Genomic DNA, 24,022 nt, shown 5'->3' on the forward strand with positions numbered 1-24,022 from the left:
CCCGCCGGTTCGCCCATCAAGGACTTGAAGGGGCTGATCGCCGCCTCCAAGAACGGCCCCGGCCTGAACTTCTCCACCGCCGGCACCGGCAGCACGCCGCACTTCGTGGCCGAGATGCTCAAGCTCAAGGCGGGCGCCAAGCTGCAGATCATCCCGTTCAAGAGCGGCTCCGAGGGCATGGCCGCCGTGGCCGGCGCGCAGGTGGACGCCACCTCCGAGGCCAGTCCCGTGGTGCTGCCCATGATCAAGGGCGGCAAGCTCATCCCCGTGGCCTCGACCTGGAACCGCCGCATCGCCGCGCTGCCGGACCTGCCCACCGCCGAGGAACAGGGCTTCAAGGACATCGTGATCGGCCACTGGTCCGGCGTGTTCGCGCCCAAGGGGACGCCGGACGCCATCCTCGACAAGCTCAACGCCGCGGTGAACGTGGCGCTCAAGAGCAGCGAGCTGCGCGCCAAGCTCATCCCCATGGCCATAGACCCCACGGGCGGCAGCCGCGAGGACTTCAGGAAGTTCCTGGCCGCCGAGAAGGCCCGCCTGGCGCCGCTGGCCAAGGCGGCGCAGATGAAGGAGGACTGACGCCCTCCCCGCCGCCACGCCGCGCGGGCGGCGCGGGCGAGAGCTCAAGGGCCCGCAGGCCGCCCCCAGCAGCACCGCGTCCACCCGCAGCCGCGCCAGCGCCTGCGGGTCGGCGCACAGGCCCAGCGCCACGGCCGGCACCAGCGCCAGGCCCCAAGCCAGCGCCGCGCGCCGCGTGCGGCTGCGCCGCAAGGCCCCCAGAAAAGGCAGGGCCAGCGCCGCGGCCACCGGCAGTTTCAACAACAGCTCAAACGGCAGCTCCGGCACGGCGGTGCGGCAATTCAGGATGCGCCCGTGGCCCGGCCGGCTGCCGGCGCAAGCGCGGGCGCCGGATCGGCCCCGGGCGTGGACGGGCGCTCCCCGTCGCGCAAGCCGAAAAAGCTTGCCGCGCCGCCCAGCGCCGTGAGCGCGGCCAGCGCCACGGCCAGGCTGCGGCCGCTGCCCGTGAGGTCGAAGCTCCAGGCGCCCAACTGCACCGCGGCGAAGGCGCCGCACTGGTGCATGAGGAACAGCAGGCCGAACACCCGGCCCTTGATGGCCGCGCCGTAGCGCTCGAAGCAGTACATCGAGGTCAGCACCACCGTGCCCAGGTAGCTCGCGCCGAACACCGCGGCAAAGCCCAGGGTCTGCACGTCCGGCCCGCCCGCCAGCAGCAGCGCCATGGCCAGCGAGCGCAGCGCATAGAACACCGCCAGCAGCGCGTGCTTGCGCCAGCGCATGGCCAGCCAGCCCGTGGCCAGCCCGCTCACCAGCTCCAGCACGCCCAACAGGCTCAGGCTCAAGCCCATGCGCTCGCGCGGGGCCCCCGCGTCCTGCCAGAAGGCCACCAGGTGCACGTCCACGAAGGCCATGGTGGCGCCGCAGCCCATGAAGCCCAGCGCCAGCACGTAAAAGCCCGGGTCGCTTCGCACTTGGCGCCACACCGCCACCGCCACCGCCGGCCCGGGCTCGGCCGCCGGCTGCGCCAGCCCCGCGCGCCGCAGCGCGCGCGCTCCCCAGGCGGCGGCCAGCGCCACCGGACCCGCCAGCAGCAGCCCAACGGCGGCAAACGCCTGCGTCCACGGCAGGCGCGGCTGCAGCGCAATCCACAGCGGCGACAGCACGATGAAGCCGATGGCCGTGCCGTTGCTGACCAGCGCCAATGCAAAACCCTTATTTCGTTGTTGAAAAAGCCGATCCACCAGTACGCCCATGGGCACGTAGGTCATGGCAGCCAGCGCGAAAGCCCCGCCCAGGCCGTAAGCCGCAACGAAAACCCACAAGGAGCCGGAGAACACCGTGGCCCCCCACAGCGACACGCCCCCCGCCACCGCCCCCAGCACCACCGTGCGCAAGGGGCCGACGCGATCGCTCAACGCCCCCACCAGCGGCGACACCAGCCCCGTCACCAGCATGAACACCGAACCCGACCACGCAAACCCCGTCCGCCCCTGGCCAAAATGCGCGGCCAACTCCGCAAAATAAACCTGGTAGACGCCTTTGACCGTAGTGGCCAGAAACATCACCATGAATCCCAGCGCCACCAGCCGGTGAATGAGATACCGCTTTTCGTTTTTCATGAAAACTTGAAAATCACGCCAGACGCCGGCGCAGTTTCAAACTGACGCTTCACGCAAGCAAACGGCTGAAAGCCCCATGCAAGGAAATTCCGGCTGTACGCAGGGCCGAATTTTCAATGACCCTTCCAGCTGAAAATCCAGCCGGCGATCCCAACCACTGCAATTTCCAGCCCCGATAAACCTAAGATGGTAGGCATGCCCTCGGATAACCGCGAGCAATCCCGTCGTCGCCAGCAGCAAAAAAACGGACATTTCCTTCCGTGTCTTGGAAAAGCCTAGATACTGTGCGAAAATGATTTACTTTTCATTACAATCATCCGTAAATAACACTTTCATGCGGCCCCATCGCACCCCGGGCCGCCAGCAGAGCGAGCAATGATCAACAGGGCATTTTTCCTGGTGCTGCCACGCGTCCACATGCTGGACCTGGCAGGGCCGCTGCAAATCATGGCCACGCTGGACGAATTGGGCATTGCGGGGGTGGGCATCCAGTGCATCGGCCCGGATTCCCAGGTCAGTGCCTTCCAGAAAGTCATGCTGGGCCAGGTGGCTCCTCTGCCTGAAAAACTGGAAGCCGACGACGTGCTTTTTGTTGTCGGCAGCAAACTCGACGACGCGCTGCAAAGCTCACCGGCCTGGAAAACCGCAGTCCAGTGGCTGAGAAAACAATTCCTGGAATACCGTATTCCCGCCCACGTGGCGGCCATTTGCACCGGCACTTTCTTGTTGGGCGACGCCGGCCTGCTCGACGGGCGGCTGTGCACCACGCACCATCATTTTGTCCAGCAACTGCGGCGCAATTTTCCCTTGGCGCAAGTGGTGGACAACAGGGTTTGTGTCCAGGACGGCAAAATATGGACGTCGGCCGGCGTGGCGTCGGGTATCGACCTGGCCCTGCAATTGATCGCCAATGCCTTCGGCGACCACATTGCCATTCAGGTCGCGCGTGAAAACGTGGTCCATTTCCGGCGTTTCGGCAACGACCCGGACCTGGCCGTCAAATTCCGCTACCGCACCCACGGCAATCAGCTCGTCCACACCATGCAGGACGAAATTGCCAACAACCTCTCCCGTGCCTGGACCTGCGAGACGCTGGCGCGCAAGTCCGGCTTCAGCAGCCGCCACCTGGCGCGCATCTTCAAGGCCGAGACCGGCATCACCATGAAGCGCTACCAGATGGAGCTGCGCATGGACCTGGCGCGGCGGCTGATCACCGGCTCCACGCTCACGCTGGAGCGCATCGCCGAGCGCTGCGGCTTCAGCAGCATGCAGGCCTTCCGTTCCAACTGGAACAAGGTCGAGAGCGTCCCGCCCTCGCAATTGCGCCACCAGCAAAGGCAAGCCGAAATGAGCTGAGCACGGGAAGAGCCCTACCCCGGCTCCTCCCCACGAGACAGCGCCCCCGGGCTGGACGGGAGCGGCAACAAGGCGTGTCCAGGGTGACCAAACAATGCGTCATCACCTTGACCGCTGCGCCCACCTGCCGCCATGTCTACCCCCAGCGCTTTCGAAGATGCCGTCCGCCGCGGCGCCAGGTTGCGCCGCCACGAGCGCGAATACTTCGCCAGCACGGTGCAGTTGCTCACGCCGGGGCGCCGCATCGTGGAGGCGCGCACGCTGGACATCAGCTTGGGCGGCTTGAAGCTGGTGCTGCCGGCCAACCTGGCGATGGGCTCGCGCTGCGGGCTGCGCCTGGTGATCCCGGTGGTGCCTTTCGGGGCCTGCACCCTCGTGGCGGAAGCGGAAGTGGCCAGCATCGTGTTCAGCGGCCGCGAGAACGGCTTCCTGGCCGGGCTGCGCTTCACCACGCTGACGCAGGCGCCGCTCGCCGCGCTGCAGGCCTACCTGCGCGAGCGCTGCGCGCACCGTGCGTACCGGGTGCGCGCGCGGCAACTGGCCGACTCCGCGGGCAGCGCCGTTCCCCTGGCCCTGCCCTTCGCACAAGACAGCGCCGGCAAGCCCAGTTGAGCAAGGCTTGCGCGGCTTTCGCCGCGGATTAAGGCCCGCCGGGGGCCTTTTCTCCAGCCTTCTGGCGGGTGACGCCGCCATATAACCGGGCAGAGGTCCCCGCTCCAGCCGGGGACGGTTGTCCGTCGCACCCGCGCCGCCAGCTCAAGAGCCGCCCGCGCCGGGCTGAACGCAGTACGCATGCGGGCTTATCCCGCTGGCCCAGCCTTCAAGCCATGTGTGCCTTCCGCAGCTTCGCCGACAACACGCCGTCCCACCCCGAGTTCCGCCGCCACGAGCGCGGACGCCTGGCCTGCACCGTGCACCTGCTGTTGCCCGACCGCCGCATCCTGGAGGCACGCACGATGGACATCAGCGTGGGCGGCCTGCGGCTGGTGACGCCGGTGAACCTGCCGCTGCAGACGATGTGCGGCGTCAAGCTGGTGATTCCCGGCATCCCGTCGGGAACGCACACGGTGATGGCGCAGGCGCAGGTGACCAACATCGTGTTCAGCGGCCGGGAGAACGGCTTCCTGGTCGGCCTGCGCTTCACCAGCCTGCCCGCCGGCGGGCTCCAGGCCGTCTCGGACTACCTGAACGAGAAGTTCAAGCACACGACCCACCGGGGCCGCATGGCACGCCCGCAGCACATCCCGGGCAACGATGGCCAGGGCAGCAAGCCGGGCAAGGCCTGAGCCGCCGGCGCCCGCGCGGCGGGCTTCACTCGATCAGATCAAAACCCTGGGTTTCAACCTGCATGAAGGCCGCCGTGAAGCCGGCCAGCGCGGCATAGAGCCGCGCGCGCGGATGGGCCTGCACGGCCTCGCACAGCCGCTCCACCCAGGGCTGCACGTGGGCGCGGAAGAAGCGCCGCTGCTGCTCCAGGTTGCACAGGGCCACGTCGTCCCCGGCGATGAGCCAGCGCATGACCTCGAACACGCAGGCCACGTGGTCCTCGGTCTCGCCGCGTGCGGGGTCGCGCTCCAGGCCCAGCCGCGCCAGGTCCGCGCGCAGCACGGCCAGCGGGCGCTCGTTGAGGAAGCCGGCCAGGTAGTAGGAGCCGTAGACGAACACCTCCGGCTTGCCCAGGCCCTCGAACAGCGCGGCGTACTCGGCCGCCGCGGCCGCCGGGTCGCTCTCGCGCATGGCGCCCACCAGCGCCTGCCAGGGCGCCTCCAGGAAGGCGCCGGGCTGCGGCGCCTGCGTCACGGCCACGGTGAACTGGCGGAACAGCTCTGCGTCCGGCGGCGCCCACCACAGCCGCGCCAGCAGCCCGTAGGCTTCGGCGCGGGCCAGTTCCTCGGCGTCGTCCATGGCGGCCAGGCTCAGGGCCTGCACATCGTCTTGCTTGCTCACAGGTCCGTGATCCGCGTCTCGTTGGGGTTGGAATAGATGTCGATGACGCGGCAGTCGCCGCACATCTTCAGCCGCTGCAGCGCCTCGCCCTGGAACATCGGGTGCCCGGCCAGGCGCCCCAGCATGGCCTCCACCGCCTGCAGCGTGCCGAAAGGCTTGCCGCAGCGTATGCAGCCGTAGGGCTGTGCCTCGTGCAGCACGCGCGGCTGCTTGCGGGCCTTGCCCTCGTCGGCCAGCAGCAGGCGCGGGACGAGCGAGATCGCGTCCTCGGGGCAGGTGCTGGCGCACAGGCCGCACTGCACGCAGTTCTTCTCGATGAAGCGCAGCTGCGGCTTGTCGGGGTTGTCGGCCAGCGCCGCGGCCGGGCAGGCGCCCACGCAGCTCAGGCACAGGGTGCAGCGGCCGGTGTCCACCACCACGGCACCCAAGGGGCTGGCCTCGGGCAGCGCCACGGCGTCCGGCAGCGCCTGCGGCGCCTGCGCCATCAGGTGCTCCAGCGCCAGCTCCAGCGTCGCGCGCTTGTCACTTTGCGCCGCGAAGGCCGCAGGCAGGCGCACGGTGGCGGCGGGCGCGGCGCCGCGCAGCGCGGCGTCCAGGGCGGCCAGGTCGCGTGCGTCGCGGGTCTCAAAAACCTGCACGTGCGCGCCGGCGTAGCCCAGGCCCGCCAGCAGCGCGTTGGCCACTGCGGCCTGCTCCCTCAACGCCTCGCGGTACTCGGGAGCCTCTTCCTCGGTCAGCAGGATGAAGATTTGAGAGGCGCCCTGCGCCTTGGCCGTGAGCCACAGCTCCAGGCCGACGCTGGCCGTGTGCCACAGGCCCACGGGCAGCACGCGCGCGGGCAGGCCGTGGATGTCGGCATCGGTGCGCGCGGCCCGGCCCAGGTCGCCCAGCAGGCGCGATCCGGCCCCTTCGCTGTGCAGCAGCAGCGCCGCGTCGCGGCCGCCGGCGCGGGCGTAGGTGGCGAGCAGCGTGCGCAGCCGTTTGCCGGTGGTGGGCGCGTCCGGATAGGCGTAGGCCAGCGCGCCGGTCGGACACACGGTGGTGCAGGCGCCGCAGCCCACGCACAGGTGCGGCTCCACGCGGATGCCGCCGGTGGTGGTGGCCTCGCTGGCGATAGCGCGGGCCGAGCAGATCTGCACGCAGGCGTCGCAGCCCACGCGCTCGTTGCGGCTGTGGGCGCAGAGCTTCTGCTTGTATTGGAAGAACTTGGGCTTCTCGAACTCGCCGGTCAGCTCGCGCAGCTTCAGCACGGCGTCGAACAGGCGGGCGCTGTCGGAGGCGACGTGGAAGTAGCCCTGCGGCAGCGCGTGCTGGCTGAAGGCGGGTGCGGCGCGCAGGTCCAGGACGAGATCAAACGTCTCTGCCATGGACTCCGGCGCGCGGCCGAAATCGATGGCGCCGGCCACGCCGCAGGCCTTCACGCAGGCGCGGTGCGAGGCGCAGCGCGAGAGGTCCACCTGGTAGTCGAAGCCGATGGCGCCCTCGGGGCAGGCGTCCACGCAGGCGTTGCAGCGGGTGCAGAGGTCCAGGTCGATGGGGTTGCCGCTGTCCCAGCGCACCTGGAAGGCGCCCAGCCAGCCGGTGACGGCCGTGACGCGCCCGGCGAACACGGCGCGCTCGCGCCCCTGGGGCAGCGCGCTGCCGGCCTCGCTGAGCAGCAGGGTCACGTCCAGCTTGTCGGCCAGCATGGCGGCGGCGCGCTCGGCGGCTTCGGCCGCGCCGATGACCAGGAGCCGCCCGGCGCTGCGGTAGCTCACCGTGGGCACGGGCTCGGCTTCGGGCAACTGCGCGGCGGCAATCAGCGCGGCGAGCTTGGGCGTGGCGCCGCGCGCGTCCTTGGACCAGCCGCCCGTCTCGCGCAGGTTGACGAAGCGGATGGGTTGTTCCTCGGCCGGCAGCGCCCCTTCGGTCTGCGCGTTGAGCTCCAGGAAGAGGCGTTTTTCCTGCGTGCAGGCCACGAGCAGCTGCTCGCCCGCGGCGGCGGCCGACTTGGCCGCACGCTGGAACTGCACCGCCTCGTGGCGGCACAGCAGCGTGTGCACCGTCTGCAGCCCTTCAGCCTGCGGCAGGGCCCGGGCCAGGCCCGCGCCGTCCAGCGGCATGGTGCGGTTGCAGTTGCAGATCAGGGTCTTCATCGGTGGCGGTGTTCGTCGTGAGCGGCGGCGGCGCCGGGTCGTCGGCCGGCAGCGCGCCGGGGGCGGCGGGCGCGGCGTCGGCCACCGGCGCATCGGGTGCGGGTTCGGCGGCGGATTCGGCGAGCCCGGCAGCCGTGCCGGCCGGCGTGTCCTGGGGGGGCTTCTGGTCCTGGCCCTGGTCCTCCTCCTCGTCGTCGAAGAGGCCCAGCATCTTGGATTGCGCCAACTGGCGCAGCATGCCGGGGGGCAGCGGGTCAGGCTTGTTGTAGTCGTCGATGTAGATGTCGAGACCGTCCATCACGTTGAAGTGTGGATCGGAGAAGAGCTTGCGCAGCGCGGCGTTCTTCACGTCCGGCGCCACGTCGCGCGCGACGAAGCGGGAGTAGTCCGACTCGCGGCCGAGGTTGGAAACGTCCTCCAGCGTGGGCGGCGGCGCGGCGGGCTTTACATCGGCCGGCGGCTGGACCTCGGCCGCGGGTTGCGCCGGGACGGTAGCCGCCGGCGCTACGGGCGGCGCTGCCAGCGGCGCGGGCTCGGCGGGCGGCTCGCCGCGCGTGACCTGCGCCTTGCGCCGCGACCAGCGGGAGAAGAAGCCGTCGTCGGCCATGCCGTGAAACTCCTGCGTGGACGAAAAGGGAGCGGAAAGAGTAGCGGTCTCGTCAGCCGCCGCGCCCGCGGTCCTCGGGGCGCTGGAAGGAGGCCGGGCGTTGGCGCGTCTTGGGCTCGGGGCGGTAGTGCTCGTCCACGAAGGCCTGCAGCCACTCGCGCACGCCCGCGTGCAGCGGCACGTTGTCCACGCGCTCCTGCGCGTCCAGCCAGCGGCCGGCCTCGTTGTAGGAGAGGCTCACGATCTCGGGGCGGGCGCGGGAGGGGTCTTCGTCATCGACGCGCCACATCACGAACCACACCGGCGAGCCGGCGGAGAGGTTGAGGTAGTAGCCCTCGGCCTCGTCCTTGAACAGCTCCAGCTCGAAGCCGGGGAAGAGGAAGCTGGCCGTCTTGCCGTCGTCGCGCAGCAGCCGCGGCTCGCTGCCGAAGCCGCCCTCGTCAGGCAGCACCTCGGCGATGCGGTGGCGCCAGTCCTCCCAGCGGTTGGGCTGGTGCTCGCGCTCCATCAGGACCGCGACGCGCACCGAGGGACGGCTGGCGGTCATCGACTTGGCCTCAGCTGTTCTTGGAGATGGAAATGGTGGGGAACTTGCTTGAAAAATCCTTGGCCTTGGCGGCGATCTTGATGGCCACCTGGCGCGCCACGGCCTTGTAGATGCCGGCGATCTCGCCGTCGGGGTCGCTCACCACGGTGGGCCGGCCGCTGTCGGCCTGCTCGCGGATGCCCAGGGACAGCGGCAGCGCGCCCAGGTAGTCCACGTTGTATTCGGCGGCCATCTTCTTGCCGCCCTCGGCGCCGAAGATGTGCTCGACGTGGCCGCAGTTGGTGCACACGTGCACGGCCATGTTCTCCACCACGCCCAGGATGGGCACGCCCACCTTCTCGAACATCTTCAGGCCCTTGCGCGCGTCCAGCAGCGCGATGTCCTGCGGGGTCGTCACGATGATGGCGCCGGTGAGCGGCACCTTCTGGCTGAGCGTGAGCTGGATGTCGCCGGTGCCCGGGGGCATGTCGACGATGAGGTAGTCCAGGTCGCCCCAGTTGGTCTGGCGCAGCAGCTGTTCCAGCGCCTGCGTGGCCATGGGGCCGCGCCACACCATGGGGTTGTCGGCCTCGATGAGGAAGCCGATGGACATGACCTGCACGCCGTAGTTCTCCAGCGGCTCCATGGTCTGGCCGTCGGCGCTCTCGGGGCGGCCCTCGATGCCCATCATCATGGGCTGGCTGGGGCCGTAGATGTCGGCGTCCAGGATGCCCACGCGCGCGCCCTCGGCGGCCAGCGCCAGCGCCAGGTTGGCGGTGGTGGTGCTCTTGCCCACGCCGCCCTTGCCGGAGGACACGGCGACGATGTTCTTCACCTTGGGCAGCAGCTGCACGCCGCGCTGCACGGCGTGGGCCGTGATGTCCACGCTCAGGTTGGCGCTGACGTTGCCCACGCCCGGCACGGTGCGCGCTGCGGCGATGAGGGCACGGCGCAGGCCGGCGATCTGGCTCTTGGCCGGGTAGCCCAGGACGACGTCGAAGCTGACTTCGTCGCCCTCGATGCGCAAATTCTTGAGCTGGCGGGAGGAGACGAAGTCGCGGCCCGTGTTGGGGTCGATGACGGTCTTGAGCGCATCCAGCAGCGCGGCTTCGGTGACGGCCATGTGGTTTGTAGTGAGGCGGTTCTTGAGACGCCGGGCAGTCTATCCGAGGGGGGGTGACCTTGACCCGGAGCCTAGAATCCGGCTTTGCCCCGCGCGCCCAAGAGACCCTTGATGACACGCCAGCTTTTCGTCACCACCGCCCTGCCCTACGCCAATGGCGCGTTCCACATCGGCCACATCATGGAGTACATCCAGGCCGACATCTGGGTTCGCTACCAACGCATGCGCGGCAACCGGGTGCACTTCGTGGGCGCCGATGACGCCCACGGCGCGCCCATCATGATTGCCGCCGAGAAGGTCGGAAAAACCCCACAACAGTTCGTGGCCGAGATCGCCGCCGGGCGCAAGCAGTACCTGGACGGCTTCCACATCGCCTTCGACCACTGGCACTCCACCGACGCGCCCGAGAACCACGCGCTGGCCCAGGACATCTACCGGGCGCTGCGCAAGGAAGGCCTGATCGCCATCCGCAACATCGAGCAGTTCTTCGACCCGGTGAAGTCCATGTTCCTGCCGGACCGCTACATCAAGGGCGAATGCCCCAAGTGCGGCGCCAAGGACCAGTACGGCGACTCCTGCGAGGTCTGCGGCGCGGTGTACGCGCCCACCGAGCTGAAGAACCCCTACTCCACCCTCACCGGCGCCACGCCGGTGATGAAGACCTCCGAGCACCACTTCTTCCAGCTCTCCTCGCCGCGCTGCCTGGAGTTCCTGCAGCAGTGGACGCAGGCCTCCGGGCGGCTGCAGCCGGAAGTGCTCAACAAGATCAAGGAGTGGTTCGCCGCCGACGACGAGGGCCACGTGGGCCTGTCCGACTGGGACATCAGCCGCGACGCGCCTTACTTCGGCATCGAGATCCCCGACGCCCCGGGCAAGTACTTCTACGTCTGGCTTGACGCCCCCGTGGGCTACCTCGCCTCGCTCAAGGCCTGGTTCGACCTGGGCGGCCCCGCCAGGCGCGACGGCGAGACGCGCACGTTCGAGCAGTTCGTGGCCGACCCGGCGGTGGAGCAGTACCACTTCATCGGCAAGGACATCACCTACTTCCACACCCTGTTCTGGCCCGCGATGCTGCATTTCAGCGGCCGCAAGGTGCCGGACAACGTGTTCGTGCACGGCTTCATCACCGTCAGCGGCGAGAAGATGAGCAAGTCGCGCGGCACGGGCATCAGCCCGCTGAAGTACCTGGACATCGGCATGAACGCCGAGTGGCTGCGCTACTACATCGCCGCCAAGCTCAACGCCAAGGTCGAGGACGTGGACTTCAACCCCGACGACTTCGTCGCCCGCGTCAACTCGGACCTCGTCGGCAAGTACGTCAACATCGCCAGCCGCGCCGCCGGCTTCATCGCCAAGCGTTTCGACGGCGTGCTCAGCGCCGACCTGGGCGTGGAAGGCCGCGCCCTGCTGGACGGCCTGCGCGCCGCGCGCGAAGGCGTCGAACAGCTCTACGAGGAGCGCGAGTTCGGCAAGGCCGTGCGCGAGGTCATGGCCCTGGCCGACCGCGTCAACGCCTACGTGGACCAGCACAAGCCCTGGGACCTGGCCAAGAAGCCGGAGCTTGCCGCCGCGCTGCACGACGTGTGCAGCACCTGCATCGAAGCTTTCAGATTGCTCACCATCTACCTGAAGCCGGTGCTGCCGTCCGTGGCGGCTCAAGTGGAGAAATTCCTGCAGGTGGAGCCCATGACGTTTGCCGACGCCTCGCGCGCCCTGGGCGCGCACCGCATCGGCCAATACCAGCACCTCATGCAGCGCGTGGACCCCAAGCTGCTGGACGCGCTGTTCGAGCCGCCCGCCGCCGCGGCCGCCCCCGCGGCGCCGGCGGCCGACGCGCCGGAGCTGCCCGGCGGCGAGGCCATCGCGCCCACCATCGGCATCGAGGACTTCACCAAGATCGACCTGCGCATCGCCCGCATCGTCGAGGCGCGCAAGGTCGAGGGCAGCACCAAGCTGCTGCAGCTCACGCTGGACGTGGGCGAAGGCCGCACGCGCAACGTCTTCAGCGGCATCCAGTCGGCCTACGCGCCGGAGCAGCTCGTGGGCAAGCTCACCGTGATGGTGGCCAACCTGGCGCCGCGCAAGATGAAGTTCGGCGTGAGCGAAGGCATGGTGCTGGCGGCCAGCCACGACGACGAGAAGGCGCACCCCGGCATCCACATCCTGGAGCCCTGGCCCGGCGCACAGCCCGGCATGCGGGTGCGCTGATGAACGGGTGCCGGACGCGACCGACCAGCCTCACGGCGGGTCCGTCGCGCCGGCGCCGCTTCATCGCCCTGCGCCACCACTGCGGGCCCCCTCCCGAGACACGCCCCATGGACGTGTCCGCTTGCACAGCATCGAGGAGGGAGTTTCATGCTCGCACTGCACCGCTTCCAGCCGCGCCTCATCCAGGCGCTGCGCGGCTACACCAAGGCCCAGCTCATAGGCGACCTGGGCGCCGGCCTGACCGTCGGCATCGTCGCCCTGCCCCTGGCCATGGCCTTTGCCATCGCCAGCGGGCTCAAGCCTGAACAAGGCATCTTCACCGCCGTCATCGCCGGCTTCCTGATCGCGGCGCTGGGCGGCTCCAACGTCCAGATCGGCGGGCCGGCCGGCGCCTTCATCGTCATCGTCTACGGCATCCAGGCGCAGTACGGCCTGGCCAACCTGATCATCGCCACCATGCTGGCCGGCGTGCTTCTGTTCGCGCTGGGGCTGCTGCGGCTGGGCGCGCTGGTGCGCTACATCCCGGTGGGCATCGTCATCGGCTTCACCAACGGCATCGCCGTGCTCATCGGCCTGTCGCAGCTCAAGGATTTACTCGGCTTGCGCATAGCCAAGATGCCGGCCGACTTCTTCGCGCAGATCCACGCGCTGTGGACGCACATCCACACCCTCAACCCCGCCGCCCTGGCCATGGGCTTGGGCAGCCTCGCGCTGGTGGTGGTGTGGCCCAAGTCCTATGCCATGCCCACCGCGCCCATTGGGCTGCTGCAGAAGCTGCGACGCCATGCGGCGCAGGTGCCGGGCACGGTGATCGCGCTGGTGCTGGCCACGGTCACGGCGCGCGTGGCGGGGCTGGACGTGGAGACCATCGGCTCGCGCTTCGGCGGCATTCCGCAGTCGCTGCCGGCCTTCGCGCTGCCAGCCTTTGAATGGACGAGCGTCAAGCAGCTGCTCATGCCCACGCTGACCATCGCGCTGCTGGGGGCCATCGAGTCGCTGCTGTGCGCGCGCGTGGCCGACAACATGAGCGACCTGCCCCGCCACGATCCCAATCAGGAGCTGATGGCGCAGGGCGTGGCCAATTTCGTGGCGCCGCTGTTCGGCGGCATGCCGGCCACCGGCACCATCGCCCGCACCTCCACCAACGTGCGCAGCGGCGCGCACACGCCCGTGGCGGGCATGGTGCACGCGCTGGTGCTGCTGGCCATCGTGCTGGTGGCGGCCCCCTTGGCGGCGCACGTGCCGCTGTCGGCGCTGGCGGGCATCCTGCTGTTCGTGGCCTGGAACATGGGCGAGTGGCACGAGTTCGCGCGGCTGCGCCAGTTCAAGCTGCCCTACCGCACGGTGATGGTGGGCAGCTTCGTGCTGACGGTGGTGTTCGACCTGACCGTGGCCGTCGAAGCCGGGCTGCTGATGGCCTGCGGCTTCTTCATTCTGCGCATGAGCGACCTCTTCCGCGTCGAGCCGCTGGAGGTGCCCAAGGCGCCGCCCGGCGTGCGGGTGATGCAGGTCTACGGCGCCCTGTTCTTCGGCGCCGTGGGCAAGCTGGAGCCGCTGGCGGCGCAACTGCCGCCGCACACGCGCGTGCTGGTGCTGGAGATGCACCGCCTGGTGGCCCTGGACACGACGGGCGTGGACGCCCTCACGCAACTGGCGCGCGACCTGCAGCGCCGCGGCGTGGGGTTGATATTGGCAGAGCTCAACGAGCAGCCGCTGTCGCTGCTCCAGCGCGCGGGGCTAGAGGACATCCTGGGCGCGCGCTGCCTGTTCCGCACGCTGCAGGAGGCGCTGGCGGTGCAGGCGGCGCAGGAGGACGAGGCGCGGACGGCGTAGCAGGCGGGCTCATCGTTCAGGAATCTGAACGATGGGGGCCATTCAATGGGGGCTCAGCGGGCACGGAAGTGAACGATGGCGGTGTCCCGCGGCGCTGGCTTGCGCGCCGCCGCCTTGCCGTCACGCATCCAGCGCCGCCCCCAACCACTCCAGCACCAGCCGGTTGAACCCCGGCGAGCGCAGCAGCTCGCCCGCGGCGGCCAGCGCCTCGGCGTCCGGCCTGGCGGCCACCGCCTCCAGTTGCGCCTTGAACGCCTGCAGCGAGGCCGCCTCCGGCCGCAGCGCCGCCGCGCGCAGGCCGTCTTCCACGGCTTCCAGGGCGGCTTGCAGGTGGTCAGGGCCGCCTAAACCGTCGGCCAGCTCAGCGGCGTTGGCCAGGAGCTGGCGCAGCGCGGTGGCCAGGGTGTCGGCCTCCAGCCGCAATGCGGGCACGTGCTGGATGCCGCGCGCCAGGCGCTCGCCGCGCTCGGCCTTGCTGCGCACGTCCAGCCACAGGCCGTGGCGCAGCACGCCTTCGCCGGCCAGGGCCAGCAGCGCGTCCACCGGGCCGCTCAGCAGCTCGTACTCCAGCTCGGACATGGGCGACTCGTCCGCTCCGGCGCGCAGCGCGCCTTCGTCCAGCGCCAGCTCGATCTCGGCGTCGGCCTGGCGCAGCCGCAGCACGGTGCGGTGCACGTCGGTCTCGAAGGTGGGGCGCAGCTCGCGGTCGGCCAGCGCCCGGCGCAGCGCGGCGCCGGCCGGGGTGCCGTCGTGGCGGGCGATGTCGAGCTGCACCGCCTCGCCCGCACCCAAGCGGACTTCGTGCTCCAGACGCTGCATCACGCCGTCGCCGCGTCCCTTGAGCGTCTGCACCCAGGCGTCGCCCTCGCGGCGCAGGCGCAGCGCCATGCCGGCGGCGGCCAGGGCGCGGTCGGCCGTGTCGAAGTAGCGCGCCTGCAGCCGCAGCGGCTGGCCGCCTGCGGCGTCCACCTCGGCACGCACGGCGGCGCGGGCGGCGCTCGGGATCTGGAATTTCAGTTCGGTTTCGGTGCTCATGGGGCTTTCGCAATGGGAGCCGGTGAACTGCGGCGGGCCGCAACGCCATCGGATTCATGGCCAACGGAGGCGGCGCCAACGGGTGCGGGGCAAGCACCGCGCTCAGGTTTGGGCTTTCGCCCGGGCTCAGTAGCGCTCGCCGGGGACTTCGTCGATGCGGGCCACGGACTTCACCTTGCCCTCGGCGTCGAAGGTGACGCTGAAGAGTTTTTCCTGCTGGCCGTCGAGGTAGCGCCAGTCCCAGACCTCGGTCTGGCTCAGGCGGTAGGGCACGCGCTTGGCGGGGCGGCCGAGCAGGTCGCGCACCGCCTGCTGCGCCATGCCGGGCTGGACCATCTCGAAGTAGCGGGCGGAGAGCACCTGGCGCAGCGCGCTCATGCGCCCGTCCGGGCCGATGGTGATAAGGTAGTTCTGCCGCCCGGCGGGCTGGCGCGGGTACTCCAGCGTCCGGGAGCCGTCCGGCTCCTCGCGCACGCGGTCGGGCTCGCCGAACTGGCGGCGCACGTCGGCCTCGGTGGCCACGCCTTCTTCGAGCTTGCCGATGCGCTGCTCGTCGCAGCCGGCCAACAGCCAGCCCAGCGCCGCGAACAACGCCACTTTCCACCACCGCGTTTCGGGACTGCCCAAAGTTAAAATCCTCGTTTTCCCACCATTGTCCCGCCGCGCGCCATGCCTCTCTTCTGGAAGCCCTACAAGTCGGAGTTCGGTCAGTTCCTGGACGAGCTGAAGAACAAGAACCCGGAAATGGAAGCGCAGCAGCGTGCCGGCCGCGCCCTGCTGTGGGACCGCCCGCAGGACCGCCAGGCCACCGCCGAATGGCGCGAGGCCCGCGTGCCCCAGCAGCCCTACGTCTACCAGACCAAGGCCGAGTGATCCCGGCGGCGACGGCCGCCCGCAGCACCCTCGATGGCCGTTTCCGCCTCGCTCCCCTTGCCCGCCGCCCAGGCCGACGCCCTGGCGGACGGGTCTGAACCCATCCATACCGTGACGCCGGCCGCGCCCAAGCTGGACGCCGCCGCGGCTGCGCACGCCCCTGTGGCCGCCAACGAGGCGGTGAACGCGGCGCCAGCCGCCGACACGGCGCCGCCCGCCGCCACGGTGAACGCGGCCATGGACGCGGTCGAAACCGCCGTCGCGCGCCTCTACGGCGAGCCGCTGTTCAAGCTGCCGCAGGACCTCTACATCCCGCCGGACGCGCTGGAGGTCATCCTCGACGCCTTCGAAGGCCCGCTGGACCTGCTGCTCTACCTGATACGGCGGCAGAACTTCAATATCCTCGACATCCCGTTGGCCGAAGTGACGCGCCAGTACCTGGGCTACGTCGAGGAGATCCGCAAGCGCAACCTGGAGCTGGCCAGCGAGTACCTGCTCATGGCGGCCATGCTCATCGAGATCAAGAGCCGGCTGCTGCTGCCCCCGCCCAAGAGCGAGGACGGCGCCGAGCCGGAAGACCCGCGCGCGGAGCTGGTGCGCCGGCTGCTGGAGTACGAGCAGATGAAGCTCGCCGCGGCCCGCATCGACTCGCTGCCCACGCTGGGCCGCGACTTCATGGCCGCGCAGGTGGCCATCGAACAGGCGCTGGAGCCGCCGCTGCCGGAGGTGCGCCCCGACGACCTGCGCGACGCGTGGCTGGCCATCGTCCGCCGCGCCAAGCTCAACCAGAGCCACACCATCACGCGCGAGCAGCTCTCGGTGCGCGAGCACATGAGCATCGTGCTGCGCCGCCTCAAGGAGCGGCCCTACGTGGAGTTCGAAGCCCTCTTCGACGTGCGCCGCGGCCTGCCCGTGCTGGTGGTGACCTTCGTGGCCATGCTGGAGCTGGCGCGCGAGCGGCTGCTGGAGATCACCCAGGCCGAGGCCTTCGCGCCCATCTACGTGTGCCTGGCCTCGCCGGCCCAGGCGCCCGCGGACGAGGACGCCCAAGGCTGAGACCGGCCGTCCCGGGGCGTTCCCGGGCTGCCCGGCCCTGCCCTGGGGGCCGTGCGGGCCCGGTGCGCACCGGCCGGGCGGGGGGCGGCTTGTCCTCCCGGGCAGAGGCGAATCCGACTCCCCTGCAGGTAAGGGGGGGCGCGCCTGACCCCCTGTTCGCACGCATACGCTTCCCAAGCCGTGCGGCAAGGCGCATGGCAAGGGACGCCGACCGGCGGCGGGACGAGCCCGGACGTGCAGCCAGACGAGCCGGCCGGGCGGGATCACAAGCCATGCCCTCTGCACCATCCGCATCCTGGGTCACCGAATGCGCGGCCTGCCGCCACAGCAACCCGGCGCGCGCCCACTTCTGCAACGTCTGCGGCGCCCCGCTGCAATCGCCGGCCGCCGCGGCCGCCCGCGCGGCGCACGCCCCCAGCGCCAGCGCCGCCCCGCAAGCGGAGACCGACGTGGCCGAGCCCAAGGGCTTCATGCTGCATTTCAACGACGACAACACGCTGGCCATCGCGCCGCGCTACACGTCGCCCGACCCCGGCGGCGAGGCCGAGACGTCCAACCCCGCCGCGGCGCCTGGCGGCGAGGGGACGGCCTCCTCCACCATCCACGCCGCCGCGGCGCGGCTGGGCGGCATGCACTTCAGCCTGCCCGCGCCCACCCCCAAGGGGCCCGCTACGGCGCCCGCCTCCCGCGCCAACGCCACGTGGACCGGCCCCACCGTGGCCGCCGCCATGCTGGTCCTCACGGCCCTGGTGGGCACGGGCAGCTACCTCTTGGGCCGCGGCACCGCGCCCACGGCCACGGCCACGCCGGGCTACGACGCGATGCAACTGGCCACTCAAGCCACCGCCGCGACGGCCGCGCCCGCGCTGCAGGGCGCCGCGCCGCTGGCCGGGGCGCAGCCCCTGGGCATGGCGACGGCCGCGCTGCCGGCGGCCGGCGGCGGCAACGCCGTGGCCGACAGCCTGGCGCAGGCGCAGCAGGCGCTGGCCATGTCGAAGGCCAATGCGGCCGCCGGCGCCACCGTGGCGCCCGTGGCGCCGGCCCTGCCCGCGCACCAGACGGCCCAGGCCACGCCCGCCACCCGCACCGCGCCCGCGGCGGCCGTCGCCCCGGCCGCCGCCGCGGCCCGCGCCCCGGCACCCGCCACGCCCTGCAACGCCACCGTGGCCGCGCTGGGCTTGTGCGAACCCTGAACACCCAGAGGGAGGACACCGAGATGGACATCACCAGAACCGCCCGCACCGCCGCCGCATTGGCCTGCGGCCTGGCCGCCTTCGCCGCGCAGGCCGGCAGCGTGGACTACAAGATCGTCACCGCCTCCGAGCGCGGCACCTACATCCAGATCGGCCGCGACCTGGCGCGCTTCGTGGCGCCGGAGGCCGACATCAACCTGGAGTCGCTGCCCTCCGCCGGCTCCGCCGAGAACGTGCAACGCCTGCGCAGCGAGCCCGGCGTGAAGCTGGCGCTGGTGCAGTCGGACGTCTACCAGGCCTTCCTGGACCGCGCCGCGGCCGGCAACCCGCAGGCGGCCGAGACCATCAAGCCGCTGCGCGTGGTCATGCCGCTCTACAACGAGGAGATCTACTTCATCACCCGTGCCGACTCGTCGCTGCAGAACGTGCACGACATCAAGGACGCCCGGATCAACGTCGGCCCGCTGCTCAGCGGCACGGCGCTGTCGGCCACCACGCTCTACAAGCAGATGTTCGGCAAGCCGCTGCCCGACGGCCAGGCCAGCTACCTCAGCAACGAGGACGCGCTGGTCAAGCTCACGGTGGACAAGAGCATCGACGTGGTGGTGGCCGTGGCCGGGCAGCCGGCCAAGCTGCTGGTGGACATGAAGGCCGAGGCCCGGCAGCTCATTCGGCTGCTCAAGTTCGACCAGAACAACCCCGCCAGCAAGGCCGCGCTGCAGACCTACTTCCCCTCCACCATCAAGGCCAGCAACTACCCCAACCTGCTGGCGGAGGACGTGCCGGGCGTGGCGGTGAAGGCCTTCCTCGTGACCTACAACTACGGCGGCAGCGACACCAGCAAGTACCTCAACCGCTTTGCCCGCTCGCTGTGCCACAACTTCGCCACGCTGCAGGCCGAGGGCCACCCGAAGTGGAAGGAAGTGAACCTGGCCCTGCCGCCGCTGGGCAAGGGCTGGACGTACTACTCGCCCATGGCGCGCGAGATGAACGCCTGCCTGGCCGATTCGCAGCAGGCCCGCAGCGGCGCCACCCCCGCGCCGCGGCCCATACAGCCCGTGGTCAACTCGCAGTGCCCGCAGCAGGAGCGCATCCTGGGGCTGTGCCGCTGAACGCACGCGCCGGCCGGATCACAGCACCCCCCGCCCCCGCCCCCGCCCAAGCCGCCGGACAACCCGGCGGCTTTTTTGTGCCCGGCGCGGCCTGCGGCGCTTTCAGCGCTGCGACAGCTTGAACCCGATCATCGCCCGCAGCTTGTTGGGCAGCACCGGCTTGATGAGCAGGTGGAAGTCGTGCGCCGCAGCCTCGTTCTCCAGCCCGCTGAGGGTGCTGCCGGTGATGACGATGGCCGGCAGCCGCTGCCCCGCCCAGCGCTGGCGCAGCAGGGACAGCGCCTCCAGCCCGGAGCGGGCCTCGGGCAGCCGGTAGTCCACGATGAGCAGGTCCGGCCGCGGCAGCTCGGCGCCGCCGCGGGTCCAGGCCTCCAGCGGGGCGACGGCGTCGAAGTCCAGCACCTGCGCGCCCCAGGCCTTGAGCAGCACCACCAGGCCCTCGCGCACCGCGGGCTCGTCCTCCACCACCACGATGCGCCGGCCCTCCAGGCTCAGGCCCAGCGCCGCCTTGGAGCCGCCCGGGGCCAGCGGCTGCGCCGGCGGCGCCTGCAGCCGTCCCGGCGCCACTTCCAGGCTGAAGACGGTGCCGTGGCCCACGCGGGAGCGCACCGTCAGCGGCGCGTCCATCAGGTCGGCCAGGCGCTTGACGATGGCCAGCCCCAGGCCCAGGCCTTTGCGCTGGTGCGGCTCCAGCGGGCGCTGGCTGTTGACCTGGTAGAACTCGTCGAAGATGCGCGGCAGCGCCGTGTCGCTGATGCCTATGCCGCTGTCCCACACCTGCAGCAGCAGCGCGTCGCCGCGGCGGCGGCAGGTGACGAGCACGCCGCCGTCCTCGGTGTAGCGGATGGCGTTGCTCACCAGGTTGCGCAGGATGCGCTCCACCACCACCGGGTCGGCCTGCACCACGTGCGACTCGCCCCGGAAGCTCAGCGCCAGCCCCTTCTCGAACGCGCTGGGCTCGAAGTGCAGCCGCAGCCGCGCGAACACCTCGCGCAGCACCACGGGCTGGGGTTTCAATTCCACGCCGCCCGTGTCGATGCGGGTGATGTCCAGCAGCTCGCCGAACAGGCCCTCCAGCGCGTCCACGCTCTCGTTGATGCTGTTGACCAGCGCGGCCACGTCCGGGTCGTGGCAGCGCTGGCGCAGCGTCTCGGCGAACAGGCCCATGGCGTGCAGCGGCTGGCGCAAGTCGTGGCTGGCGGCGGCGAAGAATTGCGTCTTGGCGCGGCTGGCGGCTTCGGCGGCGCGGCGCGCGTCCTCGGCGGCGGCTTTTTCCACGCGCAGTTGCGCGGCGAGCTGGTCGGTGCGCAGCTTGAGGTCTATGGCCAGCGCCAGCGAGCTGCGGTAGGTGCGCGCCATGAGCCACACGGCGCCGAACAGGATGCACAGGATGAGCGCGATCTGCAGGTGAAACGGGTGCGTGGTGTCGCTGGCCACGCGCGCCACCGTGGGCAGCAGCACCAGGCACAGGAAGGCGACGAACAGCCGCGGCTGGCCGGCGAGCATCTGCACCGAGCCCACGCAGTAGCTGTAGATGATGAGCAGCAGCGCCACCTGGTGCGAGGGCGTGCCCAGGCTCCAGAACATCCAGGCTGCCACGCCCCAGCAGGTGCCCTGCAGCAGCGCCAGCACCCGCCAGCTCCCGCGCCAGGCCAGCAGCGTCGCCTGGTCGGCGTCGGGCTGGCGCCTGAACCGCAGGTAATGCGCCAGCCGCACGCTCCACAGCACCGCCACCACGCCCACCCAGCCGAAGAGCCGCCAGGGCTCGGCCACGCTGCGGTAGAAGGCCACCACCAGCAGCACGCCCACGAGGTTGCCGGCCAGCGTGGCCGGGGTCTGGGTGTAGAGGGCGCGGGCATGCTCCAGCTGCCGGGCGTCGGCGGGCGGTGCGTCCGCCTCGGCCCTGGGCTTGAGCTTGAACGCGTGGACGGCCGGCAGCACGTTGCCCAGCATCGCGGACTTACCAGCGCGGCGTGGTGGTGGCCACGGCCGGCGCGCCACCCTGCTGCTGCGTCATGCGGCTCACGGCCAGCACGGCCTGCGTGCGCGTGCTGACGTTGAGCACCCGCAGCACGGCGGCCACGTGGTCCTTGACCGTCTCCACCGACAGGTTCAGCTCCCGCGCAATGAGCTTGTTGGGCAGCCCCTGCAGCAGCTTGCCCAGCACCTCGTTTTGCCGCGGCGTGAGCCCGGCGACGTTGGGCACGCCGGGCACCAGGGGCACGCCCGCTTGGGCGCCATGCCCGCCGCCATGCAACCCCGCCAGCGCCTGCGCGCGCGGCGGCACCAGCGGCGCGGGCGACGGCTCGCGCACCTCCGGCGCGCTGGCCAGCCCCGTGGGCATGGGCGGCACGAAGATGCCGCCGGACATCACCAGCCGCAGCGCCTCGAACAGCAGCTCGTTGGAGGCGCGCTTGGGCACGAAGCCCATGGCGCCCAGGTCGATGGCGCGCAGCACGTCGGCGGCGCGGTCGGTGCCCGACACCACGACGACGGGCAGCGCCGGATGATCGCGGCGCATCTCGGCCAGCACGTCGAAGCCGTCGGCGTCGCCGAGTTGCAGGTCCAGCAGCAACAGGTCGTGGTCCGCGTCCTCGGCCAGCTTCTGGCGCAGCTCACGCGCGCTGGCCGAGGTGGTCACGCTCACGTCGCTGCCCAAGCCGCGAATCACGCCCTGCAAGGCCGAAAGGATGAGCGGATGGTCGTCAACGAGCAGCACTTTCATTGCCGGTTCTCCAGTGCATTCATATGTGTGCAGCGTACCCCTACGTTGCGCGGGTAACAGTCACGACCGGTTACCGCCACTCCATGGGCTATCGTGGCGTTTTCCCCATGCACCCCTGGTTGAGACCGATGTACTTGCTCGCGCCGACACTGCCTTTTGCGCTTCCCTTGACCGCCGGGAGCGCGTGATGGCGGCGGAGCTGCAGGCCGCGGCGGGCGCGGCGATGGAAGAGGCGTCCAGCGGCTGGCTGGTATCCAGCTTGGTGTACCTGGGCGCCGCGGTGATCGCCGTGCCGCTGGCGCGGCGGCTGGGCCTGGGGTCCATCCTGGGCTACCTGGGCGCGGGCATCGCCATAGGCCCCTGGGGGCTGGACCTCGCGGGCGACGCGCAGTCCATGCTGCACTTCTCCGAGTTCGGCGTGGTGCTGATGCTGTTCCTGGTCGGCCTGGAGCTGGAGCCGCGGCGGCTGTGGGCGCTGCGCCGGCCCATCTTCGGCTGGGGCAGCGTGCAACTGCTGGGCTCGGCCGCGCTGGTGGCCGGCGCGGCCATGTGGCTGGACCACGCGCCCGGGCGCATGGCGCTGGTCGCGGCGCTTGGGCTGGCGCTGTCCTCCACCGCCATCGGCCTGACGGAGCTGGCCGAGCGCAACCTCAAGGGCACGGCCGCGGGCGGCGGCGTGCTGGGCGTGGCGCTGCTGCAGGACATCGCGGCCATTCCCATCCTGGCGCTCATTCCCATCCTGGCCGGCGTGCCGCACGAGACGGTGGCCGGTGACGGCTGGGACGCCTGGCCCGCGGCGCTGCGCGCGGCGCTGGTCATCGGCGCGGTGGTGTTGGGCGGACGCCTGCTGCTGCGCCCGGCCCTGCGCTGGAGCGCGCGCAGCCGCACGCCGGAGGTGTTCACCGCCGCGTCGCTGCTGCTGGTGGTGGCGACCTCGGCGCTGATGCAGGCCGCGGGGCTGTCCATGGCGCTGGGGGCCTTCCTGGCCGGCGTGCTGCTGGCCGACAGCGAGTACCGCCGCCAGCTCGAAACGGACCTGGAGCCGTTCAAGGGTCTGCTGCTGGGCCTGTTCTTCATGGCCGTGGGCATGGGCGTGGACTTCTCCGTGGTGATGGCGCGGCCCGTGGCGCTGGCGGTGGTGGTGATCGTCTTCGTCTCGCTCAAGGCGCTGCTGCTGACGGCCATGACCATTCCCATGAAGCTGCCGCCGGCCGAGCGGCCGGTGTTCGTCCTGCTGCTGGCGCAGGGCGGCGAGTTCGGCTTCGTGGTGTTCCAGGCCGCGGCGCAGCGCGGGGTGATGGACGCGGGCACGGCCTCGCTGCTGGTGGGGGCGGTGGCGCTGTCCATGGCGCTGACGCCGCTGCTGCTCAAGGCCAGCGACCGCTGGCTGTGCCCGCGCCTGGCGCGAGCGCGCGACCACGGCGACCTGCCCGTGCTGGAGGAGCCGCAGCAGGCGCCGGTGATCATCGCGGGCTTCGGCCGCTACGGCCAGGTGGTGGGCCGGCTGCTGGCGGCGCAGGGCCTGTCGGCCACGGTGCTGGAGCACGACGCCGACCAGGTGGAGACGGTGCGGCGCTTCGGCTGGCGCGTGTTCTTCGGCGACGCCACGCGGCTGGACCTGCTGCGCACCGCCGGCGCCCAGCAGGCCAAGGTGATGGTGGTGGCTATCGACGACGTGGCGCAGAGCCTGGCGGTGGTGGACGTGGTCAAGCAGCACTTCCCGCAACTGCAAGTGGTGGCGCGGGCGCGCAACGTGACCCACTACTACGGCCTGCGCTCGCGCGGCGTGGCGCTGATAGAGCGCGAGACCTTCGACGCCGCGCTGGCCAGCGCGCGCAGCGTGCTGGAGCTCATGGGCTACGACAAGGCCTACGCGCACACGCAGGCGCAGCGCTTCCGCGAGCACAGCGTGGAGCTGCTGGAGCAGATGGCGCCGCACTTCGGCGACGAGCAGCGCCTGATCGCCATGGCGCGCCAGGGCCGCGACCAGTTGGAAGCCCTGTGGGCCCGCGAGCGCGCCGAGCGCGAAGCCGCCCTGGCCGCGGCGCGCAAGGCGCCCACGGTGGAGGCGGCGGCGCTGCCCTCGCCCGCGGTGGCGGCACGGGTGCGGACGGAGCCACCCGGGGCAGGATGAGTCAGGGCGCGGTGCGGTCCC

Annotated in this window: 21 protein-coding genes; 11 read left to right on the forward strand and 10 right to left on the reverse strand. The window is 70.9% G+C overall.

What is annotated here, in order from left to right; all coding sequences use genetic code 11:
• Positions 1–579, forward strand: a 579-nt coding sequence (locus ALA01S_RS18080) for a tripartite tricarboxylate transporter substrate binding protein (RefSeq protein WP_169805956.1), incomplete at its 5' end; no start/stop codon positions are given.
• 281 nt (positions 580–860) lie between these two features.
• Here ALA01S_RS18080 and ALA01S_RS18085 read toward each other — a convergent pair.
• The gene (locus ALA01S_RS18085) at positions 861–2,138 is read right to left on the reverse strand and encodes an MFS transporter (protein ID WP_066339094.1); all 1,278 of its coding nucleotides are present in this window, start codon (positions 2,136–2,138) and stop codon (positions 861–863) included.
• 375 nt (positions 2,139–2,513) lie between these two features.
• On the opposite strand from ALA01S_RS18085, the gene ALA01S_RS18090 reads away from it, so the two are divergent.
• From ALA01S_RS18090 to ALA01S_RS18100, 3 genes are all read left to right on the forward strand, one after another.
• A complete protein-coding gene (locus ALA01S_RS18090; protein ID WP_066339096.1) occupies positions 2,514–3,494 on the forward strand; it encodes a GlxA family transcriptional regulator in 981 nt (326 codons plus the stop codon).
• 132 nt (positions 3,495–3,626) lie between these two features.
• On the forward strand, positions 3,627–4,106 hold the full coding sequence (locus tag ALA01S_RS18095; protein ID WP_066339098.1) for a PilZ domain-containing protein: 480 nt from the start codon (positions 3,627–3,629) through the stop codon (positions 4,104–4,106).
• A gap of 215 nt (positions 4,107–4,321) precedes the next feature.
• Positions 4,322–4,780 carry a PilZ domain-containing protein gene (locus ALA01S_RS18100; RefSeq protein ID WP_066339105.1) on the forward strand — a complete coding sequence of 153 codons (459 nt, stop codon included), beginning with the start codon at positions 4,322–4,324 and terminating at the stop codon, positions 4,778–4,780.
• A 25-nt stretch (positions 4,781–4,805) separates the two neighbouring features.
• Here the strand turns inward: ALA01S_RS18100 and ALA01S_RS18105 are convergent, their stop codons facing one another.
• Genes ALA01S_RS18105 through apbC form a run of 5 tightly spaced genes read right to left on the reverse strand, consistent with a single transcriptional unit; the run spans position 4,806 to position 9,832 of the window.
• Entirely contained in the window at positions 4,806–5,399 is a 594-nt protein-coding gene (locus ALA01S_RS18105) for a TorD/DmsD family molecular chaperone (RefSeq protein WP_066339191.1), read from the reverse strand.
• Positions 5,400–5,437: 38 nt separating this feature from the next.
• Entirely contained in the window at positions 5,438–7,576 is a 2,139-nt protein-coding gene (locus tag ALA01S_RS18110) for a 4Fe-4S binding protein (RefSeq protein WP_066339108.1), read from the reverse strand.
• On the reverse strand, positions 7,497–8,183 hold the full coding sequence (locus ALA01S_RS18115; RefSeq protein WP_066339111.1) for a DUF3306 domain-containing protein: 687 nt from the start codon (positions 8,181–8,183) through the stop codon (positions 7,497–7,499). The genes ALA01S_RS18110 and ALA01S_RS18115 overlap by 80 nt, the downstream gene beginning before the upstream one ends.
• 52 nt (positions 8,184–8,235) lie before the next feature.
• Positions 8,236–8,730, reverse strand: a complete 495-nt coding sequence (locus ALA01S_RS18120) for a DUF3305 domain-containing protein (protein ID WP_066339120.1) — start codon at positions 8,728–8,730, stop codon at positions 8,236–8,238.
• Between the two features lie 10 nt (positions 8,731–8,740).
• Entirely contained in the window at positions 8,741–9,832 is a 1,092-nt protein-coding gene (apbC, locus tag ALA01S_RS18125) for an iron-sulfur cluster carrier protein ApbC (protein ID WP_066339125.1), read from the reverse strand.
• A 111-nt stretch (positions 9,833–9,943) separates the two neighbouring features.
• Between apbC and metG the strand changes: the two genes are divergently transcribed.
• Complete coding sequence (gene metG / locus ALA01S_RS18130) at positions 9,944–12,040, forward strand: methionine--tRNA ligase (RefSeq protein ID WP_066339128.1); 2,097 nt, start codon at positions 9,944–9,946, stop codon at positions 12,038–12,040.
• Between the two features lie 147 nt (positions 12,041–12,187).
• Positions 12,188–13,873 (forward strand): SulP family inorganic anion transporter, encoded by a 1,686-nt coding sequence (locus tag ALA01S_RS18135; RefSeq protein ID WP_066339131.1) that lies wholly within the window; start codon positions 12,188–12,190, stop codon positions 13,871–13,873.
• Positions 13,874–13,993: 120 nt separating this feature from the next.
• Here ALA01S_RS18135 and ALA01S_RS18140 read toward each other — a convergent pair whose 3' ends face one another.
• Together ALA01S_RS18140 and bamE are read right to left on the reverse strand one after the other, a co-directional pair.
• The gene (locus tag ALA01S_RS18140; protein WP_066339135.1) at positions 13,994–14,908 is read right to left on the reverse strand and encodes a CYTH domain-containing protein; all 915 of its coding nucleotides are present in this window, start codon (positions 14,906–14,908) and stop codon (positions 13,994–13,996) included.
• A gap of 126 nt (positions 14,909–15,034) precedes the next feature.
• Positions 15,035–15,535 (reverse strand): outer membrane protein assembly factor BamE domain-containing protein, encoded by a 501-nt coding sequence (gene bamE / locus ALA01S_RS18145; protein ID WP_066339139.1) that lies wholly within the window; start codon positions 15,533–15,535, stop codon positions 15,035–15,037.
• A gap of 42 nt (positions 15,536–15,577) precedes the next feature.
• On the opposite strand from bamE, the gene ALA01S_RS18150 reads away from it, so the two are divergent.
• The 4 genes from ALA01S_RS18150 (at position 15,578) to ALA01S_RS18165 (ending at position 19,142) form a co-directional block, all read left to right on the forward strand.
• Positions 15,578–15,781, forward strand: coding sequence for a DUF3460 family protein (locus ALA01S_RS18150; RefSeq protein WP_066339141.1), 204 nt, complete (start codon positions 15,578–15,580; stop codon positions 15,779–15,781).
• Between the two features lie 132 nt (positions 15,782–15,913).
• Positions 15,914–16,837, forward strand: a complete 924-nt coding sequence (locus tag ALA01S_RS18155) for a segregation and condensation protein A (protein WP_066339193.1) — start codon at positions 15,914–15,916, stop codon at positions 16,835–16,837.
• Between the two features lie 272 nt (positions 16,838–17,109).
• The gene (locus ALA01S_RS18160; RefSeq protein ID WP_066339144.1) at positions 17,110–18,030 is read left to right on the forward strand and encodes a zinc ribbon domain-containing protein; all 921 of its coding nucleotides are present in this window, start codon (positions 17,110–17,112) and stop codon (positions 18,028–18,030) included.
• 23 nt (positions 18,031–18,053) lie between these two features.
• Positions 18,054–19,142 carry a TAXI family TRAP transporter solute-binding subunit gene (locus ALA01S_RS18165; RefSeq protein WP_066339145.1) on the forward strand — a complete coding sequence of 363 codons (1,089 nt, stop codon included), beginning with the start codon at positions 18,054–18,056 and terminating at the stop codon, positions 19,140–19,142.
• 102 nt (positions 19,143–19,244) lie between these two features.
• On the opposite strand, the gene ALA01S_RS18170 is transcribed toward ALA01S_RS18165, so the two are convergent.
• Together ALA01S_RS18170 and ALA01S_RS18175 are read right to left on the reverse strand one after the other, a co-directional pair.
• Entirely contained in the window at positions 19,245–21,095 is a 1,851-nt protein-coding gene (locus tag ALA01S_RS18170; RefSeq protein WP_084267696.1) for an ATP-binding protein, read from the reverse strand.
• A gap of 7 nt (positions 21,096–21,102) precedes the next feature.
• On the reverse strand, positions 21,103–21,867 hold the full coding sequence (locus ALA01S_RS18175) for a response regulator (RefSeq protein WP_066339146.1): 765 nt from the start codon (positions 21,865–21,867) through the stop codon (positions 21,103–21,105).
• A gap of 187 nt (positions 21,868–22,054) precedes the next feature.
• On the opposite strand from ALA01S_RS18175, the gene kefC reads away from it, so the two are divergent.
• Positions 22,055–24,001: a glutathione-regulated potassium-efflux system protein KefC gene (gene kefC / locus ALA01S_RS18180; protein ID WP_373863002.1), complete on the forward strand. Its 1,947-nt coding sequence runs from the start codon at positions 22,055–22,057 to the stop codon at positions 23,999–24,001.
• The last annotated feature ends 21 nt before the right edge of the window (positions 24,002–24,022 follow it).

This window comes from Azohydromonas lata NBRC 102462, from assembly GCF_001571085.1.
GTDB classification, from domain to species: Bacteria; Pseudomonadota; Gammaproteobacteria; order Burkholderiales; family Burkholderiaceae_C; genus Azohydromonas; species Azohydromonas lata.

What these genes read in the sequence shown, in the direction of transcription:
- ALA01S_RS18085 (WP_066339094.1), bottom strand. Translation starts at nt 2,138, where the DNA reads ATGAAAAACGAAAAGCGGTATCTCATTCACCGGCTGGTGGCGCTGGGA.
- ALA01S_RS18090 (WP_066339096.1), top strand. Translation starts at nt 2,514, where the DNA reads ATGATCAACAGGGCATTTTTCCTGGTGCTGCCACGCGTCCACATGCTG.
- ALA01S_RS18095 (WP_066339098.1), top strand. Translation starts at nt 3,627, where the DNA reads ATGTCTACCCCCAGCGCTTTCGAAGATGCCGTCCGCCGCGGCGCCAGG.
- ALA01S_RS18100 (WP_066339105.1), top strand. Translation starts at nt 4,322, where the DNA reads ATGTGTGCCTTCCGCAGCTTCGCCGACAACACGCCGTCCCACCCCGAG.
- ALA01S_RS18105 (WP_066339191.1), bottom strand. Translation starts at nt 5,399, where the DNA reads ATGGACGACGCCGAGGAACTGGCCCGCGCCGAAGCCTACGGGCTGCTG.
- ALA01S_RS18110 (WP_066339108.1), bottom strand. Translation starts at nt 7,576, where the DNA reads ATGAAGACCCTGATCTGCAACTGCAACCGCACCATGCCGCTGGACGGC.
- ALA01S_RS18115 (WP_066339111.1), bottom strand. Translation starts at nt 8,183, where the DNA reads ATGGCCGACGACGGCTTCTTCTCCCGCTGGTCGCGGCGCAAGGCGCAG.
- ALA01S_RS18120 (WP_066339120.1), bottom strand. Translation starts at nt 8,730, where the DNA reads ATGACCGCCAGCCGTCCCTCGGTGCGCGTCGCGGTCCTGATGGAGCGC.
- apbC (WP_066339125.1), bottom strand. Translation starts at nt 9,832, where the DNA reads ATGGCCGTCACCGAAGCCGCGCTGCTGGATGCGCTCAAGACCGTCATC.
- metG (WP_066339128.1), top strand. Translation starts at nt 9,944, where the DNA reads ATGACACGCCAGCTTTTCGTCACCACCGCCCTGCCCTACGCCAATGGC.
- ALA01S_RS18135 (WP_066339131.1), top strand. Translation starts at nt 12,188, where the DNA reads ATGCTCGCACTGCACCGCTTCCAGCCGCGCCTCATCCAGGCGCTGCGC.
- ALA01S_RS18140 (WP_066339135.1), bottom strand. Translation starts at nt 14,908, where the DNA reads ATGAGCACCGAAACCGAACTGAAATTCCAGATCCCGAGCGCCGCCCGC.
- ALA01S_RS18150 (WP_066339141.1), top strand. Translation starts at nt 15,578, where the DNA reads ATGCCTCTCTTCTGGAAGCCCTACAAGTCGGAGTTCGGTCAGTTCCTG.
- ALA01S_RS18160 (WP_066339144.1), top strand. Translation starts at nt 17,110, where the DNA reads ATGCCCTCTGCACCATCCGCATCCTGGGTCACCGAATGCGCGGCCTGC.
- ALA01S_RS18165 (WP_066339145.1), top strand. Translation starts at nt 18,054, where the DNA reads ATGGACATCACCAGAACCGCCCGCACCGCCGCCGCATTGGCCTGCGGC.
- ALA01S_RS18170 (WP_084267696.1), bottom strand. Translation starts at nt 21,095, where the DNA reads ATGCTGGGCAACGTGCTGCCGGCCGTCCACGCGTTCAAGCTCAAGCCC.
- ALA01S_RS18175 (WP_066339146.1), bottom strand. Translation starts at nt 21,867, where the DNA reads ATGAAAGTGCTGCTCGTTGACGACCATCCGCTCATCCTTTCGGCCTTG.
- kefC (WP_373863002.1), top strand. Translation starts at nt 22,055, where the DNA reads ATGGCGGCGGAGCTGCAGGCCGCGGCGGGCGCGGCGATGGAAGAGGCG.